Here is a 17,679-nt window from a genome sequence, read left to right as displayed (position 1 = left end):
CATTCCCTGCATTTCCCTCTGTTTCCCTTCATTCTTAATGACTGATTACGCGCGCAAGATGAGCCTTGATTTACGCATGATTGATGAAAATGCTTACTCAGATCATATAGACAACAAGGCAAGTCACTGTGCCAAAATGCTCAATGACTATTACCAAAAGTACGATGTACAGAAAGGTACGCAGTTTGTTTTCTCAGACTTGGGTACTTACAAGCCTGGCGAATGGAACGTCTATTCGGAGATCAAGCGTAAGCTGGTAGAAGACTATTATATCCCGTCCTATGAGATACGCTTCATTCAGGAGTGCAAGAACGAGAAGGCAAAGAAAGCGATGGTAGATGCGATGAACCGTGGAGACATACGTATCATCTTTGGTTCAACTTCTATGCTTGGCACAGGAGTAAATGCGCAACAACGTGCGGTAGCCATCCACCATTTGGACACGCCTTGGCGACCTTCGGACTTAGAGCAGCGTAACGGACGAGCTGTGCGCAAGGGAAACCTTATCGCTAAGGAATTTGCCAACAACAAAGTTGATGTGATTATCTATGCCGTGGAACGTTCCTTGGATAGCTACAAGTTTAACCTGCTGCATAACAAGCAGCTCTTCATTAATCAGTTAAAGACAAATACGCTTGGCAGTCGTACCATTGATGAGGGTTCGATGGATGAGGACAGCGGCATGAACTTCTCCGAATATGTAGCGGTGCTTTCTGGTAATACCGACCTTTTGGAGAAAGCCAGATTGGATAAGAAGATTACCACCTTAGAATCAGAGCGCAAGAACTTCCTCCGGGAACGTGATGCAGCAAACGGCAAGTTGGCAGAGATTGAGAGTTCTGTATCTTTCCATTCGGACAAAATCAAGGAGGCACAGTCTGACTTGGCTCTCTTTGAGCAGCGCGTGGAGCGTGATACCGAGGGATTACCTGTCAATAAACTGACAATCAAAGGTGTGGAAGACAGTACCGACATCAAGGTTATTGCTGCCCGTCTGCAAGAAATAGACGAAAAAGCTCGCACCAAAGGCGAGTACAACAAAATTGGTGAGATTTATGGGTTTTCCATCATGGTCAAGACAGAGAGCACTTCCAAGGACTTGTTCGACTGCTCGGTGAACCGCTTCTTTGTGAAAGGGCAGGAGTCTATCTACTACACTTACAATAATGGAAAGTTGGCAACAGACCCGAAACTCGCATGTCAGAACTTCGTTAATGCCTTGGAGCGTATTCCAAAGGTAATAGAGTCGCACGAGAAGGAAATGGAAAAAGTTGTGGCCAACAAGGACGTTTACACGAATATTGCCAATGGCTCTTGGAAGAAAGAGGACGAGCTGCGTGCTCTCAAAGGGGAGGCAGCAGAACTTGACAGAAAGATTGCGCTTACGCTTGCACCGCCGGAGGAGGAAAAAGAGGATATAGGGCAAGAGGCACAGCATGGTGCCATACAGCAAAGTAAATCAGTAAATGTCATATCAGAATCCCGTTCTTATAAGAATTCATTCTCAAAAAACACAGACAACATACCTTTGCCCACATCTCCCAAGAACAATAGTCAGCAGAATGTATCCGACAACAATGACATTACGAGCAAAGTTATTATCTCAAAACCAAAGTGGAAGATGTAGAATGTCTTATTGTATCGAAAAGCGCCAAGTACTTGAAATAAAGTATTTGACGCTTTTGAGAAACCGTATCATGGAATTTGACAGGTTCATTGTATAATTTCTATTCTAACAACAGAGCTGTCGTCGGCTATCAATGTTGGAGGTGTCTGTTCTTTATGGAGAAAACAATGGGGAATATCATGAACTTTGTAATAGCCATCACTACAAAGCAGCAGAGAATCACCCATATTCAATGGCAAACGTTGAACCTGAATGGGGTTTCTAAAACCTCTTCCCGCAATGCAAGCTGTCAGATAAGTGTCTGCTCCTTGCATAATGGTATCATCGTTTGTTAGTTGAATTACTTTTCCTTGTTTGTCTCGATAGTATAGGCGCACATCTCCCAAAGATGTGTAGAAGAGCATAGCATCACTGATATATACAAGAAGTAAAGCCGCACCCATCTTGGATTTCTTCTCCTTGCAAAAAGCAGCCAGACGCTCATCAGCATATTTGATGCTCCTGAGGATATGTTCCGTACAATCAATTATATCGGTTTTTACGAAATATTCTGAGATAGCTTCGCAAACAATTTTTGAAGTACTTTCCGGCAATGACAAACCACCCATCCCATCTGCAAGTAGAATGAGTGTTGCTCCATTAGGCAATTCTCGTTGGAGAATGTAATCTCCATTTTCTTTACCAGCCGGAATACTTAAGCTTTCAATCTGGATCTTCACCATGCAAAACTTTATCAAATACGGCAATCATTTTTTGAAATGCGAGGAACAGTTTCTCATAAGAAAAAAACTGCTACTATCTATAACCTGTTGTATCAGCCTGCTATTTTCTCTTTTCTCTATCTCATTCCGCAGACATTGCTCATAGTGGCAAAGATGCTCTTTTGATAGAAATCCGACAATGTCATAAGCAAGCCAATAAGCTCCGACAACAATCTCATCAAAGTCTTCCCAATCATACACTTCTGCATGCAAGTTCCTATTCAAGTTAGCAATGAAATAGTTTTCCAGAATGAATGCCATATCTACGGCATCTTTATTCGTTTGGATATTCCTGTCTAACCAAGCATTGAACTTCAATACAAATAATCCATGCAACGATGCTATCTTGATGTCGAATTCATTGTCAATCGTTACGGTAATAGCATCACTCAGCACATCAGCAAACCCCTTAACGGACATAGCTATATCCTCCTCAGGAGGCCAGTATATGTATCCATCTTCTCTTTCTATATCTCCGTATGGTACTATGTCAATTTCGTATTCGCCATCATAGAACCGTTGATACATCTGTCCGTCTTTTTGAAACTCTCGTGCTAATAATGCCCGCTTAATCTCTTCGAATGCATTCCAATCGGGAATGGCTATGGCGAGGTCTAAATCCCTCGTCTTTCTCCCTGAACTTATACCTACTAACTGCCGAATTAAAATATCTCGCGCAGTAGCCCCGATAACAAAGAAATCCTGCCCAATCTCAGCAAAACAATGACTGACTTTTCTTAGCAGTTCAACCAACAGGGGGTTGCCAATCTTCTTACTCGAAATCTGAAAGTTCATCTTTTAATAATTTATTTGCAGCTTCAATACAACGGCTGTCTCCGCTACTTACTAAATCGGCATATATCAAAATGCAGGGCATTACATCGCCTTTCCAAAACTTCTGATATATATAAATAACTCCTTCGGTAGTCCGTGTTGCGCCGGTCTTCATCAGATTGGAGAAAGGTGTCTCTGTATAGAGTTCAAAAAGTTCCGGAGTAAGGTAACCATTCAATAAATTAGATGCACACTCTCCACCCCATAACATACCATTTGGCAATGCTATTTCTTCCCATTTTTCTTTTTGTTCCGGTGTCCGAAAATCCAGCTGCTTCAACAGCAACTTGGGCTTTAATATCTGATGATAGTTTTCCGACCATAAATCGAGCAAAAGACGACGTTTTTTCAGAACTCTTTTCTTCTGAGTTACGAGAATAAACTTACGGACTTCCAATTCATCAATCACATTTTTGACAGTACCTATCGAAACTCCACTATACTCCTTGATTTCCCGAAAAGATTTGCCCACATTCTCAGGAGCTTGCAAGAGATAAAAAATTACCTTCAGGCCTGCTTCTTGGAATATAGGATAGTTTTTGTTGTTATTCACAGGGGCTTTCTCCCCTGTGTGAGAAAGGTGGAATATCACTTTCCTGCCCTTTGTGTACTGTATATTGTAGTTACCTACCGTGTCAGCAAAGTTAAGTTCCATTTTACGCAAAGTTCCATAGACAGATGGCTGTACATATCTTGCAACCAATATGACAGGTCCCTTGTAGGTCCCCATACAGCTCTTTGATTTTTCTTCAATGCGCAGGATATTTGTTCCATTTATCTCATTTTCAACAAGGCATCGGAACTCTATGCCCATAATTCTGACGTATTGTTCCATCGAAGGCGTTTCTGGCTGAAGCGCATCGATTATGACACCTTGAGAATTCTCCCACTGTCTCCTTATCGCACCGACCGCCTGTTCTATAATCTGTATTCCGTACATATCTTGTTCAATATTTATAGCCGTTCAATAGGATTGAACACTGCAAAGATAGTGAACAAAAATCAAACTGCAAATTTTTTCGTTCATTATTTAATGCTTGTTCAATTTTGTTGAACAAGCATTAAATAATGAACGGATGACTACCAGTTCCCTTGTTTCCGTAGCATCTCATCTATTTCTTCCCTTAGGAAGAGTAAACGTCCATTTGCTTTGAGGTAGGGAATCTTCCCTGCCCACACCCAGTTATAGATAGTCTTTTGTTCCACTTTGAGAATCTTGGATACATCAATAATGTCCAAGTATTCGGGTTTCAAAGGCGGACGGACAGCCGTATTGACAGATTGCTCTTGCAAGACAAGTAATTGGTCAAGCTTATCCTCGACATTCATCAACTTGTCAAACAGGCGTTTTTGCCATGTATCTTCTGTATTGTAATCTAAGTACGGCATAGTTCTCCTTTTTGATAGTTACCATTGGTATCTTGTGCCAAGATACGTTGTTCTTTCATATAGGCGATGTATTTCTTTGCAGTTCTGTCCTTGATTTCCATTTCGCGCATCAGAACCTCACAAAGTTCTTGGTAAGTGAGCTTGAAAGAATTTCGGAAGGCTTCTTTGACAACGGCAATGAGTTCATCAGTCTTGCGCTTTTCCTTGTCCTCTTTAGACTTCTCGCCACGATAGATGTGCATGTCCTCAGCCTTATCCCAGCCGAAAAGCATCATCGGTACGTCCAACGGACTTCCGTCACGGACTTTCAATGCTTTTACGACCGAGTATTCGGGATTGTCATCTTTCTCTATGGAAAGAATTCCCGCTGCCTTGCATTGAAGTTCCGAGCCGATATGCCCGCGCAGCTTAATACCGTTAGGCACAAAGTGAAGCACGCAGATGATACAGGTATTATAAATCCCTGCCAAACGGTAAAGCTCATCCACAATGGCAATACTTTCCGTTTCATCATTGGCAGAACGTATCAAGTCGGCTATTCCGTCAATCACCACGAGATGGATACCTCCATGCCTGTGATGGAACAAATCCATACTCTCACGGATAAGTTTCAGTCTGTCCTTGCGGGACAGAGAGGCAAGGTACAGAGAATGGCAAAATTCCGGTACTGCCGTCAAAGAAGCCCTACGCAGTGTCTTACCCAAGTTCTTGTGCAACTGTGCCTCGGACTGTTCCGTGTCATAGTGTAGGACCGCCAAGCCTTTGGGATTGGCGGTAATCTCCAATCCCAAGGTCTTCTCTATCGGCAATCGTTTTTCTCCCAATGTTCCGGCAAGGATAGCACCCACATAGTTGCTCTTGCCCGTACCCTCACCTCCGGTAATGCAGAACAGATTGTCCTGCGTTCCTAGTGGAACACCATTCACAGCCACAACCGATTTGGAAATGTCTGGTGGATTCTCATAATCAATCTCACAGGAACGTAACATCATCATGGTTTGGCTATATAGATCTGAGAACATCTTGGCAAGCAGCTCTTTCAGTTCCTTTGCCCCGTTGCCTAAGGCAAAGAAGTCTGAAATGTCTTTTTCGGACTTCGTGCCACAGAGCGGAAGTGAAAGGTTCAAGACCTTGTATTCCGCCAGATGTTCAGACTGTTTATGTGCCTCCCGTACACCTGTTTCATCCGCATCATACAAGAGTATTATATGCCTAAAACGAAGCTGAAGGCTCTCAATGATACTTGTCGGTATCTGTGCCGTTTCACTGTTGAAGCAAATCGCATTGAAGCCGTGTGCATACAATGAGAGTACATCCTTTTCTCCACCTGTAATGAAAAGCATATCTCCTTTGGCAGGAATCTGCTCCATTCCGAAGCAATACGTGGCAGGCATCCGTCCACCATAAAGAAAGCGGATTTTTGGACTGTGAGGTCGGTATATCTTTACATAGCCGTTTCCGATATAGGCAAACATAGGTTCCGTAGGTGATCCATAAAGTTCAAACTTCTTGCCTTCAGCAGATACACTTTCATAGCGTTTAAGACTCCGTACACGAAAGCGACGGAGTGTATCCTCATGGATGCCATAATGTCCCCAATAGTTCAGCAGACCATCGTCAAATGGCTGTATCTCAAAACTATATGAACGTTCTTCCGTCCACTTGGTTATATCAGCCTTAGGAGTGGGAACAATAGTTTTTTTATATGCTGACGTGATATGGCTGCTATGCTTTTCACCATCACATAAAGAATACAATCCAAGTTCTTGTACAATCGTTTCCAATACTTCGGGAAAACTTGTTTTCAGGTTCAAATTACGGAGGGTTGCCACAAACCAGAAGCAATCCCCAGAATAGGTGGTATCTCCATGATCATAGAATTTGTAAGAAGAAGTTTTCCTGTCGTAGTAGATATGGCAGGAAGCCCGCCTATCGTCATAGAAAGGGCTTCGGAAGTTGCGATGAAGGTTTACCTCAAAGCCAAGGAAATGTGAAAACACATTCAAACCTCCTTGTGTAAGTAAAAGAATCTGTTCCTTTTCTATCATAGTTGTCGGTTTTTAGGATTAATACATGAACTCATGATGAGATTGTCCTTGAAACGGTTGAGCCGACCAAGAATCTCGTCGTTTCTCATACCTGATACGCGGAGCCGGTTACACTTCGTGGCTATCACGATAGACTTGAAGAAGTAGCGTACATCGCCACCCTCCGTGTAGCGATACCGTATCAACTGCTTCTTGCGCCAGCGGTAAAGGGTGGACTCTGAAACATTCAGAGTCCCGATAAGGTCTTTCGTGGTCATCTCCAGCTCGTCGTCAATGTCTTGAATAAGACGGGAGGTGCGCTCAACATACTGCTCAATACGATTGAGCTTGTCTATCAGTTCTTGATAGGCTTGGCTTTCTACTGCTATTATTTCCATCAGCGTAATCGTTTGGTTTTAATTGTTACATGTTCTATTCCAAGTTCACTGACTAACTGTGAAAGTCTTCTGAATGCTTCCTCAGTAAAAACCTCCAGATGAATTTCTGCTATAGGTAAAGGACCGGGCTGCCCATTACGTGCAAGAAACTCAAATATTTTGGTAGACTGGATGCCCACCTTTGAAGCGTACATCAGAATTTGTTCAAGAGTCATTGCTGTCTTTCCTCTTTCCCAGCGCGAGATCTGACTCGAACTAACTTTCAGAATAACAGACAGATACTCCTGCGAATAACCATTTTTCACTCTTGCTGACTTCAGCATTTCCAATAACTTTTTCATACTTATAAAGTTACTAAAGCACCGTTACAAGAGCAACCCGCCACATGCAAATGTTTGCACACTATGCAATCCGTCTTGCAGACGGTGCAAGTTTGTTTGTTAGTAGCGGAATACACAGTGTACCAATAAATATAACGAACTAAATCTAAAACATTTTATTACTCTTATATCTTTGTATAATTATTATTGTTTTGTAAAACTCCAGTGCAAGGTGCAAGTCCCTTTATATATAAGGGCTTGCACCTTGCACTGGAAAATGTAGCAGTAAAATCTCTAAACATTTATGGTACAAAGATTTGGAGGTCAGTACAATTTTATATACCTTTGTACCCAAGAAAAGAGAGCTGTTGTGCTTTCAAAAGGTAGTCAGAATAGTAGTCACTAAGCAGTCAAAATACTGCTACAAAAATGCTACACTACCGATTTGTCAAAATTGATAGGACATTTAATTACAACGAGTTAGCAGAGTTTGGTTCACAAACCTCTCTGTCTTCCTCCTTGAGTACGGAAAACAAAAGAAAGTGAGAAATCACTTGCAATGTAAAGATATTATATCTATTTTTGCAAAATAAATAATAGTAATAACCGGCAAAAGAAGATACAATTGAGAAGCCCAAAAAGATGAACGATAACAACAAAAGTTATAAAATAACTACATAGGGTTAGTTTCGAAGATTACATGGGGACAGTTTCAACGAATTTCTCATATTTCGGGAAGCGGATTTGACGCTCCCTAGTATTTACTTGGCCATTAGTACATGATGCTAAAACCAAGTATGTAAAAATCAGGAAAACTAACTTTCTCTTCATTTGTTATTTACTATTTCTGGTTTCTTGGATTTCCATCTGTGATGACGTCATCATTTGATATGCTCTTCGATGTGCGTTTCACCTTATCATGCAGTTTTCCTATACGCAGGCTGACGTTTATGCCGAAGCTGCGATAGTCACGTCTTACATTCGTAAAGCGATTTGTAAAGTCGGCAGTTTCGGTAAGCTGTTCTATACGCAAATCATTTTGGAACAGATTATTTCCATAGACGGTCACCGTCAGCCTGTCGTCTTTCAAGAAAGAACGAATCAACATAAGACGGTACATCATGGAGCCTTCGGTATACCCTTGCAAATCTAAGCTTCGGCTGTTCAGCGAACAACCTGCCACCATTCTCAACCTCCACGGCAGATTCTTCTGTAAATTGACCGAAAGACTGCTTGAATATCCATTATTATGCTGTCCTAGCTGTGAACTTTTAAGATTGGAATATGCTCCGTTTGCATTGACATTCAAGGTGGCGCTCCCGGAGAGTGCCCACCGGATGTAAAGGTTCAGATAAACATTACTTCTCTTGAGCAGATTGCCATACGTGGAGATAAGGGTGGCATCTTCCCCTGTTACCATATTGTCGGTCAGGGAGACAGGATTACCCCAATAGGAGTAGCCGATGATGCCACGATCCTGTAAGTCGAGTCCTGCCGTCATGTTTATTCCAAAGCGCCGGGCAAACGAGTTGAACGAGAGGCTCAGGTTATGCGAGGATGATGTGGTCAGGTCAGGGTTTCCTGTCTTGATGACTGTAGGATTCGTCCGGTCTACATAGGGATTCAGATTCCAGATGTTGGGGCGTGATATGCGCATGGCATAAGAGAACGTGAGCATCCGTGTCTCCCCTATACGGTAGCCAATTGACAAGGAAGGGACCACGTTATCGAATTGCGCACCGAAACTTTCATGACGCGTCAGGAGGTTATCTTCAGGATAGCTTACTTTCTGCGAAGAATGCTCATAACGCAATCCCATCTTTCCTGATATTTGCTTGTGCTGTATGGCATATTCCGCATATGCGGATGAAATGTCGGTCTTCTGCCTGTAAGAAAGAGACGGACTCTGGTCTTCCACAAAAGGTTCTTCCGTACCTGCCGTTCTTGTAGCTTCGCCATTGTCACTCTTATGGCTGCGATGGATGTATTTTGCCCCCACACTCCATGTATGCTTTCCGCCAATGGTTACGGTATAGTCTATCTGACCGGTATGTTCGTCCGTACGCAGGTTGGACGTGGTACACAGATCCCTGAGACTTAAATCCGGCGCCTGATTTTTTTGCCAGTGATAAAGGCTGGAAGACGTAACGGTGGAGGGTACCTCCGAAAAGCGATACGACAGCGTTATGACACCGCCATGCCTGCCAAGCGTATGTTGGTAATCGATTCCTGTGTACAGGCTGTTGATTCGATTGCGTGACGCATGCTCATTGTCGAAACCGTATCTGTGCCCACCGCTGCCGTCGTACATATCAGTGTGCATGTCCGTCTGGCTTTTCCCTGTGTAGTTCTCTACTCCTGCCGTCATACTGATCAAGTGGCGGCTGTCAAACTCATAGCTGCCGCCCAATTCCATGAAATGGGCGGGTGCCTTGACCTGATAATCAGAGTAGGAGTGCATCTGTCCTGCTGCCGACAGCGTTTTACCTGTGCGTTCCGTCTCCTGCCATGCCTTAGGTGGTCTTGAATAGCTTACCCCGTCCGTGACTGACAGGGTTAATTTCCCGACCTTGGCCAGGCCTGACACGTTTGCGCTTTGTGCTATATTCATTACTCCCACGCCCAGACTGACGTTGTAGCCTTCCAGCTTCGAACTGCCTAACGTAATGATGTTGAGTATCCCTGCCACGCCCTCCGCATCATATTTGGCACCGGGATTTGTAATGACTTCTATCTTCCTGACGGTCGAAGCGGGGATGGTCCTCATCATCTCCGTGGGCTTGTTGCTCATCATGGTGTTTGGCTTGCCGTTCACATATACCTTGAAATCAGTACTGCCCTTTACTTTCACGACCTCATTCCCCTCTACCGTAACCATAGGCACCTTCCGCAGCATTTCCAGCAGCGTCATACTCCTGCTGTCGGGATCATCGGCTGCATGATAGGTTATCCTATCGAGCTCTGCCTTTATCAGCGGGCGTGAGGCACTGACCTGTACCTCCTTCAGATGTACGATAGAGTCTCTCATCTGACTGAGGGTGTCATTGCGAGTCTGTGCAGAGGCACCCCCCGTACTAGCTATGTACAGCAGCATGAATATCAGCCCTACTGTCCGGCTTTCAGCTATTCTCGTCTTCATTCTTCCATGGTTTTTGATACATGAAACTCAAAAGTGTTACTGCCTAACAGTCCCAGTCCATCGGTACCCTCCACGACTCCTATAAATTGCGTATTGATGTCGGAAGTCCAGAATGGCACGGTGGCATCTCCATTCTTGTCAGTCTGTACGGAGGGACTCCATAGCAGTGTATTCCGTGCATCGGGGAGTGGAGACAGCATCTCCACGGAATCGGGCGTATAGAACTCGCGTTGGCCATAGTAGCCCTTGACACGCGTGATGTTATTCATACGGAGCAATTCCTCATCGGTGTAGATAGGACCCTCATACTTTATGCCCTGGATATCTTTGACGAGCCATATTCCCTGTGTGTTAGGTTCGTATTTTATAATCTGATACACCTTTCCGATAATGGGTTTCCTCCGAACATTTAAAGTATCTCTACTATGTTGAGCACATTGGACAGGTGCTCTTTCATCTCCCATTAAGTGGGAATATCCCTCTTTGTAGTTTTCTAAAAAGCCATGTTTGCAGACCCATGGGCCTAAATTTATATTTACCAGGCTATCCAGCCTCCCCATGAACTTATCTCTGAAGGGAATCCTGCGCTTCCTGGTGACAAGTACCTCGTTCAGCAGCACTGTCCCTGTCTGGGTTGTGACAAGCTCCGCGTCTTTCTTTTCTTTCTCGACATTGTTCAAATAAGATTGGTATGATTTTTTCGACTTCCTTATGGAGTCTATCAGTACCGTACCATCCGAGAGCGTCAGATGTGGCTTGAACTCTTTTCCCAGAAGTGGCTTGATATAGACATATCCACCCCGAAGTGTATTCATGACAGACACGGGAACAGAGAAGTTGCCCACGGAATCGGTCCATAGGAACTGACTATCCCCGGAAGGTCCGAACACCTGGATTACCTGCTCGCCTCCGTTGGTGGTATTTCTTTTCATCTTACGGCTTCCCACGGTTTCCATCCCTATGATATTGTCACATAAGAATGGTTTCCCATGATAGTCTTTCCGACTTGCCTGCCAAGTATACCGCTGCCACCCTTGTGTAAGAAGTAGCAGGTCCAAGGCTTGCAGCCTGTCCGGATTCTTACGGTCGAAGTAGTAGGCTGGATGATGAATGTTGCCACGTATCTGGGTCGAGAGAAAATTATAGGACAGCATTGTTTCCCGGTAGGCTTGGCTCATGTAAGCTTTGTCAAAGATACTCATGCATATTTCTGCCTGTACCGGTTTTCCTTCGGAATCTGTCACATGTATCCTCACCTCTCCCTTGTCACGGCGTATATAGACTTCCTTCGACGGACGGGCTGTTATCGTCAGCTGCTTATCTGGCAGAACGTAGAATAGCCTCTCGGCTATCGGGCACTGCTGTTCATCGAAAAGGGTTGCTTCGGCAATTCCCTGTCCGGGGAACCCGCTCATAGGCAAACTGATGATGAGGCTGTCCCGAAGTATGCCGCCGGCCTGATAGCAGGGAACACCACGCATCTGCACAAACAGAGATATGCGGCGAGGCATGCTTCCCCGTGGCTGTCTCGCCGAGAACACGACATTTTTCCTGTCTGTGTGTTCCAAATGCATTACCATGCCTGAACGAAGAGATGTGGGAAGAGGAAACTCTTGTCCATTGGTTAGTTGTACCGTGTAGCGGACTCCTTCGTGCGGAACGAACGAAAGCAGCCCCATACCGTCATGACTGCTTTCTATGTTCAATATCCTTGCTCTGTTTTCGCATAGCCAGCCACTCAGAGGGACAGGCACACCTTGGTTGTCTGTTGCCTTAAATGCAATATAGTTTTTTATACCCTGAACCAGATAGCCCCCTTCCGGATACAAGCCAAGTCTGATGTTGTCTTTCTGTAGTCCTGTTCTCGTGTCTTGTGGTTCCTGTTTATCGATTCGGTCAACAACCCATATCTTTTGAGGAAAGACGGCTTCCGTACTGTCTGCATAGAACGAAGACTGAGTATATCCCTCCACCCTGTACTCCCCAGTTTTCCAATGTTCCCCGATGAAGACGTGTCCTTCCGCCCGCCCACCGGAGATTGGATACTTCTCGTTCCACACAAGGCTGTCGGCGGAATCATAGATTCTCAGAAAGAGAGTCTGACTCCTGTTCGACAGTGTCAATAAGGAGCGGTCGAACAGCCAGGCTTTGAACCACACGTCTTCCCCCGTCTCATAGGTCTCCTTGCTGAAGAGCATGTACGGCTGGTCCTGAGGCAGTGCCGCATGGATTACCTCCAAATCTTGTGCAGTATGCGGTTGACTCTGACCGGATGCAGTCAGGAAGAACAGACCCAGCAGGAGAAATACTCCAAGATTTCTACAGGTTCTCATAGGAAGCTTCATACAATTACGTAGCATAGGCTGCAGCAGCCCCCCCATGCATGCTAAGATTAGATTACTTGTACTGGAAAAAATCATTGAAACTTTTCCATGTAATCTTCGAAACTGACCATATGTAGTTATTTTATAACTTTTGTTGTTAGCGTTCATCTTTTTTGCTTTTCAATCGTATCTTCTTTTGCTGGTTATTACTATTATTTATTTTGCAAAAATAGATATAATATATTTACATTGCAAGTGATTTCCCACTTTCTTTTGTTTTTCTTTTCCTCATAGATTCTTTCTTTCCCACATAAGTGTGGGGTACGCTATAATAATGTCCCAGCAGACGTACATGCCCATTACGCTGAACCGTTAATTTCCATATCTTTGCAACAACTAATTCCAAACCATTCGAGAAATAACTTTCGCCATGCGCGGAAACACTAAACCTTTCGGGAAATGACTTTCGCCATGCGCGGAAACTCCAAACCTTTTGGGAAACGACTTTCGCCATGCGCGAAAACTCCAAACCATTGGGGAAACGACTTTCGCCATGCGCGGAAACACCAAACCATTCGGGAAACGACTTTCGCCAACCGCGGAAACCCCAAACCATTCGGGAAACGACTTTCGCCATGCGCGGAAACACCAAACCATTTGGGAAACGACTTTCGCCAACCGCGGAAATGCCAAACCTTTTAAAAAGCGATTTGCGGGAGGCCCGCAAGCGTCAAAACCTTTAAAAAGTGATTTGCGGGAGGCCAGCAAGCATCAAAACCTTTAAAAAGTGATTTGTGGGAGGCCAGATAGGCGCGTAAGAAACGGTTGAAACTACAATAGGAATACCCCCTGTGGGCATGAATCAAAGAGTCCTGCTAATCGATTGTCCTGCTGGTCATTTTTTTGTTGGCAATAAAAAATCCAATAGCCATCCTTTGAATTCAAGTAAGTTCCCAAAACTGCTTCCATACACATTACTTGTAAAAAATAAATGCTCTGTATATTCCCCTATTCTTATTTCTATTTTAATCTTATCTCCTACATATTGATAATATACTTTGGACTTATTGTATTTTTCAATTTGATATTTTGGCCAAGAATATAAATTGATTGTATATTGGAAGTTAGATATAAGCATCCCTTCTTTAGTCGCTTTTGTCATGACAGGTTGCATCTCTCCACCATAAGTAAGGATATATAAGCATCCATTATGTATTTCAAAACCTTCAATAGGGAAGATATACTTGCTTTGTAGGCTCTTCTTATTTATGATTTGAAGTGCAAACCGCTCCGAAATCCATGCTTTATCACCATTGCCCGCTAATATATTATTAGCGTAATTGGCAAATACTATCATGTAAATAATTAGAAATACTTTTCTCATAATGGAAAAATCATTGAAACTGTCCCCATATGATCTTGGAAACTGGCTCTATGTAGTTATTTAATAACTTTTGTTATTAGCGTTCATCTTTTTGGGGCTTCTCAATCGTATCATCTTTTACCGATTATTACTATTATTTATTTTGCAAAAATAGATATAATTTCCTTACATTGCAAGTGATTTTACACTTTCTTTTGCCCTTCTTTCTTATATTTTTCTTTTCCTCATAGATTCTCCTTGCAACTGAATTAAGAATGGAGAAGGGAGTCTAACACGACAAAGGATTTTTCATGTAGCTAAAAAGACTATCGCATAAAGGGCTTATATTTTAGCTAATAACAACTCTACGATAGCCCAAAGCCCCAAAAACTATCGTGTAAAGAGATGGAAATTATAAAGAGAGACGACATGTATTGCTGTTATTTTAGCACAAGGTTTAAATAAGAAAAAGATCACTCAAAAGGGCCAATTTGGCTTTTTTGAGTGGTCTTTTCCTATTATCAAGCAATTATTCTACTACAACCGGCCGAATCGACTGACCATATCGGCAGTTATCTCCATTATCAGGATTAACACCATCACTATCTATACCCAACAAGCGTGCAAAGTCTTTATCGTCTTCAAAGAGAATAGATGACGAGTAATATCCGCCATAACCGGCATATTTTACAGCCTTGGTATTATCATATCGAGAGCCCGCGAAGGGTAAAAACAAGCCTTTTGAGAGATCTTCTTGCGTCAGTTCTTTACCAAAAGTCATAACTCTTGCAAAGTCACCTTCGCCTGGTTCAGTCACTAAATAGCCATATATTCTCTTATTATCTTCCACAACTATATAGCCAAGTTGCCACTTTCCGTTCTGTGCTAAGTTATAAATCTCGTCATATTTTGGCAAGCGATACTTCCCTTTTGTGGCCCAATAAGCGATGTCACCAAAGGCTGCCTGGTTGAAATCGGTAGTCTCATTTTGAAACTTATCGTCTGTATACATCTTTCCAGAAATATCTGTTTTCGTTGTGTTTCCATACACATCTTTCGAATAAGTGAGTGCATTCTTACCACAAACACCAAAATTAAAGTGGTCAATCTGGTCATCAGCCTGCATCAACTCAAACTTATAAGCCTCTGTTCCATTTCTATGTAATCCATAACGAGGATTGAAATAATCCCACTGATGCTCGGCTAACTTCCATGTTCCCTTATCATATTGCAGGTTTCCCGTTGCCCATTTCACTCCAAATAGCGTTACATACTTTGGAGTTTGCTGCGCACTTTCATCTGCTTCAAAAGAAATCTCTTGGATATCATCAGCAGATAGTTTCACGATTTCACCTCCTTTTTTGACTATTTTCATTTGATAAGTCTGTGCAGACAAGGTAACAAAGGTGAAAGCGAAAACAATTGAGAGTAAATACTTCTTCATTTTTATTGTTGTTTTAAGTTGTTATTCTGGGTAATATATTAATTATTTCATCATTTAGTAACGGCTATTTTAAGGTTACCACTTGGTGTGCATACCACGTATACACCTGCTGGATAAGACGAAAGATTGAGTTCGAGCAAACCATCTGACGACGCTTTTGCCTTAAACACCAAGCGCCCACCAATGGTTACCACACTAACCGGCGCACCGGCAAGGAGTCCTCGCAAGCGAAGATGCCCCTCTGTATAGTCTGCTTGCGGTTTACCCACACGATGTTGCAAGGGGGTTGAGATGCCAGCGGTTTGGGGTTTTTCACTGAAATTATAATGAACGATGTCCGATAAAGCCACAGTTATGCTTTCTTTTGCTGTCGAAGCACTCATGCTTCCGTTAGCAAAAGTGATTTTAGGTGTGTCAGAAAGCGCAAACTCTGTCTTCGTTCCGTTACGAAGTTCTATGCAAAAGTACTTCACAGGCCCTGCTGCTTTCGCTCCCAAAGGCATGAGTAAGCATCCGAATAGAAATAATTTGATAAGATTACTTTTCATTGTTGATTGAATTTTATGATTGTTTTTATTGTTTATTTACTTATGCATCGTATAGGTAACCCGCACTTGTTCATAGCCATTTGCAGCCTCAAAGTCCCATGGAAACACAAAAGTCATCGTTCCTTTCGTAAAATCTATATGACCTTTTGGCGTCACCCAATCAGAAGGAGCGTTACCATACGTGTCACGACTGATGTCACTTATGCCAAGCCAACGCTGGGGATCTATCGACCCTCCGGCTAAAAGAAACTCGTCAGTAATCTGATAACCTACGGTCTTTCCATTCTCTTTCACATATATCAGAGTGCCTTTGTCGCGCAGTTCTTTCACTCTTTCCCATGCAGAAAAACGATAAACAAAAGGCAAAGTGGATATCGTCTCTTCGTAGGCATTAGGGCGTTGGACCACAAACTCTACCCCACCCGACGCCGGAATGAGTTTAATGCCGTCGAGACTCATACTGAATTGTTCCTTTGTTGCATCGTAATGAATGGCCTGCACCACCGCACTGCCATAAGGTTGCTGCAAAAAGAACTCGTGATCTTCCACGGTTTTGGCCTTCAACACATTGTAAAAGAATGACGTTAGGCCCATAGGATTGTCCACAATCTTTAGTATTGGAGCATCGGCTGTAGCCTTTTCACTGAGCGTGATGATACTAAATCCCTTAAAAGAAGCCTGAGCCTGCCCCTTGAAAAACTCTTCTTTGTCTTTGGTATTAAATAAAACAGTGGCTTCAACAGGCACCTTTCCTAAGACAGAAGTGAGGTCAAAACCAAACTTTTCTTTATATCCCGCAATGAGTTTCAGCTGTTCTGGCGTCAGAACAGGTATGTCGGCATCGGGCGTAACCATGATTTTCACGCCTTCATCTGCGGCTTTCATTCGCGGATCAGACATCTTTCCGATGGCTATACTCATCGTTTTTGGTACAGAAAGTGCATGCTTTGCATTGGATATCACCTTCACAGTAGCCTCCTTTTGCTTTGCCTTAAAATGCAAAACACTATGGTCTAAATGCACAATGTCGCCTTCGTTGCCCTCCAAAGTCAGCGCTATGGTTTCGTCTTTTGTGGGAGCAAAGGCCATCAACACATTGAGTGTAACGCCCTCGGCATCGTCTTCAGCCATAAAGGCATTGCCAACTACAGAAAGCGCAATGCCATTTGACATCTGCACATCATCCTCGTTATCGTTTCTACAGGCTGCTACCAAGATGAAAACAATAAGCAACGAGAAGATTGTTCTCATAAGTTTCATTTCTATTGTTTGTTAAATTATACTTTATTTTTCATGCTTTCTCCTTGTGTTTTCATGACTTCTGTTATGACTTTTCATAACGCTCACAACATACACTACAAGAGAGTGATGACGATAAGACCTAAAATCTTCATGCAAAACGAAAGATAAGTTTCTCTTTGTGACTACTTCCCCACTCTCTTTTCACCAGTGAATATACTCTATTTCAATATTTTTTTCCATCTAAAAGATGATATTGGCTACAC

General features: G+C 43.1%; 13 protein-coding genes and 2 pseudogenes. 1 reads left to right on the top strand and 14 read right to left on the bottom strand.

Translation table 11 applies throughout. The features are described 5' to 3' along the window. Positions 1-34 precede the first annotated feature (34 nt). Positions 35-1,627, top strand: a pseudogene (locus tag HMPREF9145_RS07395) (helicase-related protein); the annotation flags it as partial. An 86-nt stretch (positions 1,628-1,713) separates the two neighbouring features. On the opposite strand, the gene HMPREF9145_RS07390 reads toward HMPREF9145_RS07395, so the two are convergent. From HMPREF9145_RS07390 to HMPREF9145_RS07325, 14 genes and pseudogenes are all read right to left on the bottom strand, one after another. Continuing rightward, entirely contained in the window at positions 1,714-2,349 is a 636-nt protein-coding gene (locus HMPREF9145_RS07390) for a PP2C family protein-serine/threonine phosphatase (RefSeq protein ID WP_021825737.1), read from the bottom strand. Then, a pseudogene (locus HMPREF9145_RS07385) lies at positions 2,330-3,183 on the bottom strand (nucleotidyl transferase AbiEii/AbiGii toxin family protein). Before HMPREF9145_RS07385 ends, HMPREF9145_RS07390 begins: the two are co-directional and overlap by 20 nt. Then, on the bottom strand, positions 3,161-4,162 hold the full coding sequence (locus HMPREF9145_RS07380; protein ID WP_036906983.1) for a type IV toxin-antitoxin system AbiEi family antitoxin: 1,002 nt from the start codon (positions 4,160-4,162) through the stop codon (positions 3,161-3,163). The pseudogene HMPREF9145_RS07385 and the gene HMPREF9145_RS07380 overlap by 23 nt, the downstream one beginning before the upstream one ends. A gap of 140 nt (positions 4,163-4,302) precedes the next feature. Continuing rightward, the gene (locus HMPREF9145_RS07375; protein ID WP_004353889.1) at positions 4,303-4,611 is read right to left on the bottom strand and encodes a helix-turn-helix domain-containing protein; all 309 of its coding nucleotides are present in this window, start codon (positions 4,609-4,611) and stop codon (positions 4,303-4,305) included. After that, positions 4,599-6,659, bottom strand: a complete 2,061-nt coding sequence (locus tag HMPREF9145_RS07370) for a bifunctional DNA primase/helicase (protein ID WP_021825655.1) — start codon at positions 6,657-6,659, stop codon at positions 4,599-4,601. Before HMPREF9145_RS07370 ends, HMPREF9145_RS07375 begins: the two co-directional genes overlap by 13 nt. Continuing rightward, positions 6,656-7,036, bottom strand: coding sequence for a MerR family transcriptional regulator (locus HMPREF9145_RS07365; RefSeq protein WP_021825746.1), 381 nt, complete (start codon positions 7,034-7,036; stop codon positions 6,656-6,658). Before HMPREF9145_RS07365 ends, HMPREF9145_RS07370 begins: the two co-directional genes overlap by 4 nt. Beyond that, positions 7,036-7,359, bottom strand: coding sequence for a helix-turn-helix domain-containing protein (locus HMPREF9145_RS07360; RefSeq protein WP_196809752.1), 324 nt, complete (start codon positions 7,357-7,359; stop codon positions 7,036-7,038). The genes HMPREF9145_RS07365 and HMPREF9145_RS07360 overlap by 1 nt, the downstream gene beginning before the upstream one ends. A gap of 838 nt (positions 7,360-8,197) precedes the next feature. After that, positions 8,198-9,817: an outer membrane beta-barrel family protein gene (locus HMPREF9145_RS07355; protein ID WP_231369772.1), complete on the bottom strand. Its 1,620-nt coding sequence runs from the start codon at positions 9,815-9,817 to the stop codon at positions 8,198-8,200. A gap of 674 nt (positions 9,818-10,491) precedes the next feature. After that, entirely contained in the window at positions 10,492-12,468 is a 1,977-nt protein-coding gene (locus tag HMPREF9145_RS07350) for a hypothetical protein (RefSeq protein WP_231369771.1), read from the bottom strand. 595 nt (positions 12,469-13,063) lie between these two features. Then, entirely contained in the window at positions 13,064-13,546 is a 483-nt protein-coding gene (locus HMPREF9145_RS07345) for a hypothetical protein (RefSeq protein WP_155945285.1), read from the bottom strand. 168 nt (positions 13,547-13,714) lie between these two features. Further along, positions 13,715-14,203 carry a hypothetical protein gene (locus tag HMPREF9145_RS07340; RefSeq protein WP_036906979.1) on the bottom strand — a complete coding sequence of 163 codons (489 nt, stop codon included), beginning with the start codon at positions 14,201-14,203 and terminating at the stop codon, positions 13,715-13,717. A gap of 508 nt (positions 14,204-14,711) precedes the next feature. Further along, entirely contained in the window at positions 14,712-15,626 is a 915-nt protein-coding gene (locus HMPREF9145_RS07335; protein ID WP_021825749.1) for a hypothetical protein, read from the bottom strand. A gap of 50 nt (positions 15,627-15,676) precedes the next feature. After that, complete coding sequence (locus HMPREF9145_RS07330; protein WP_036906977.1) at positions 15,677-16,174, bottom strand: hypothetical protein; 498 nt, start codon at positions 16,172-16,174, stop codon at positions 15,677-15,679. Between the two features lie 36 nt (positions 16,175-16,210). After that, entirely contained in the window at positions 16,211-17,434 is a 1,224-nt protein-coding gene (locus HMPREF9145_RS07325; protein ID WP_036906975.1) for a DUF4929 family protein, read from the bottom strand. Positions 17,435-17,679 lie beyond the last annotated feature (245 nt).

The organism is Segatella salivae F0493 (assembly GCF_000477535.1).
Classification (GTDB): domain Bacteria; phylum Bacteroidota; class Bacteroidia; order Bacteroidales; family Bacteroidaceae; genus Prevotella; species Prevotella salivae.
This window is presented reverse-complemented; position numbering and strand designations above follow the sequence as displayed.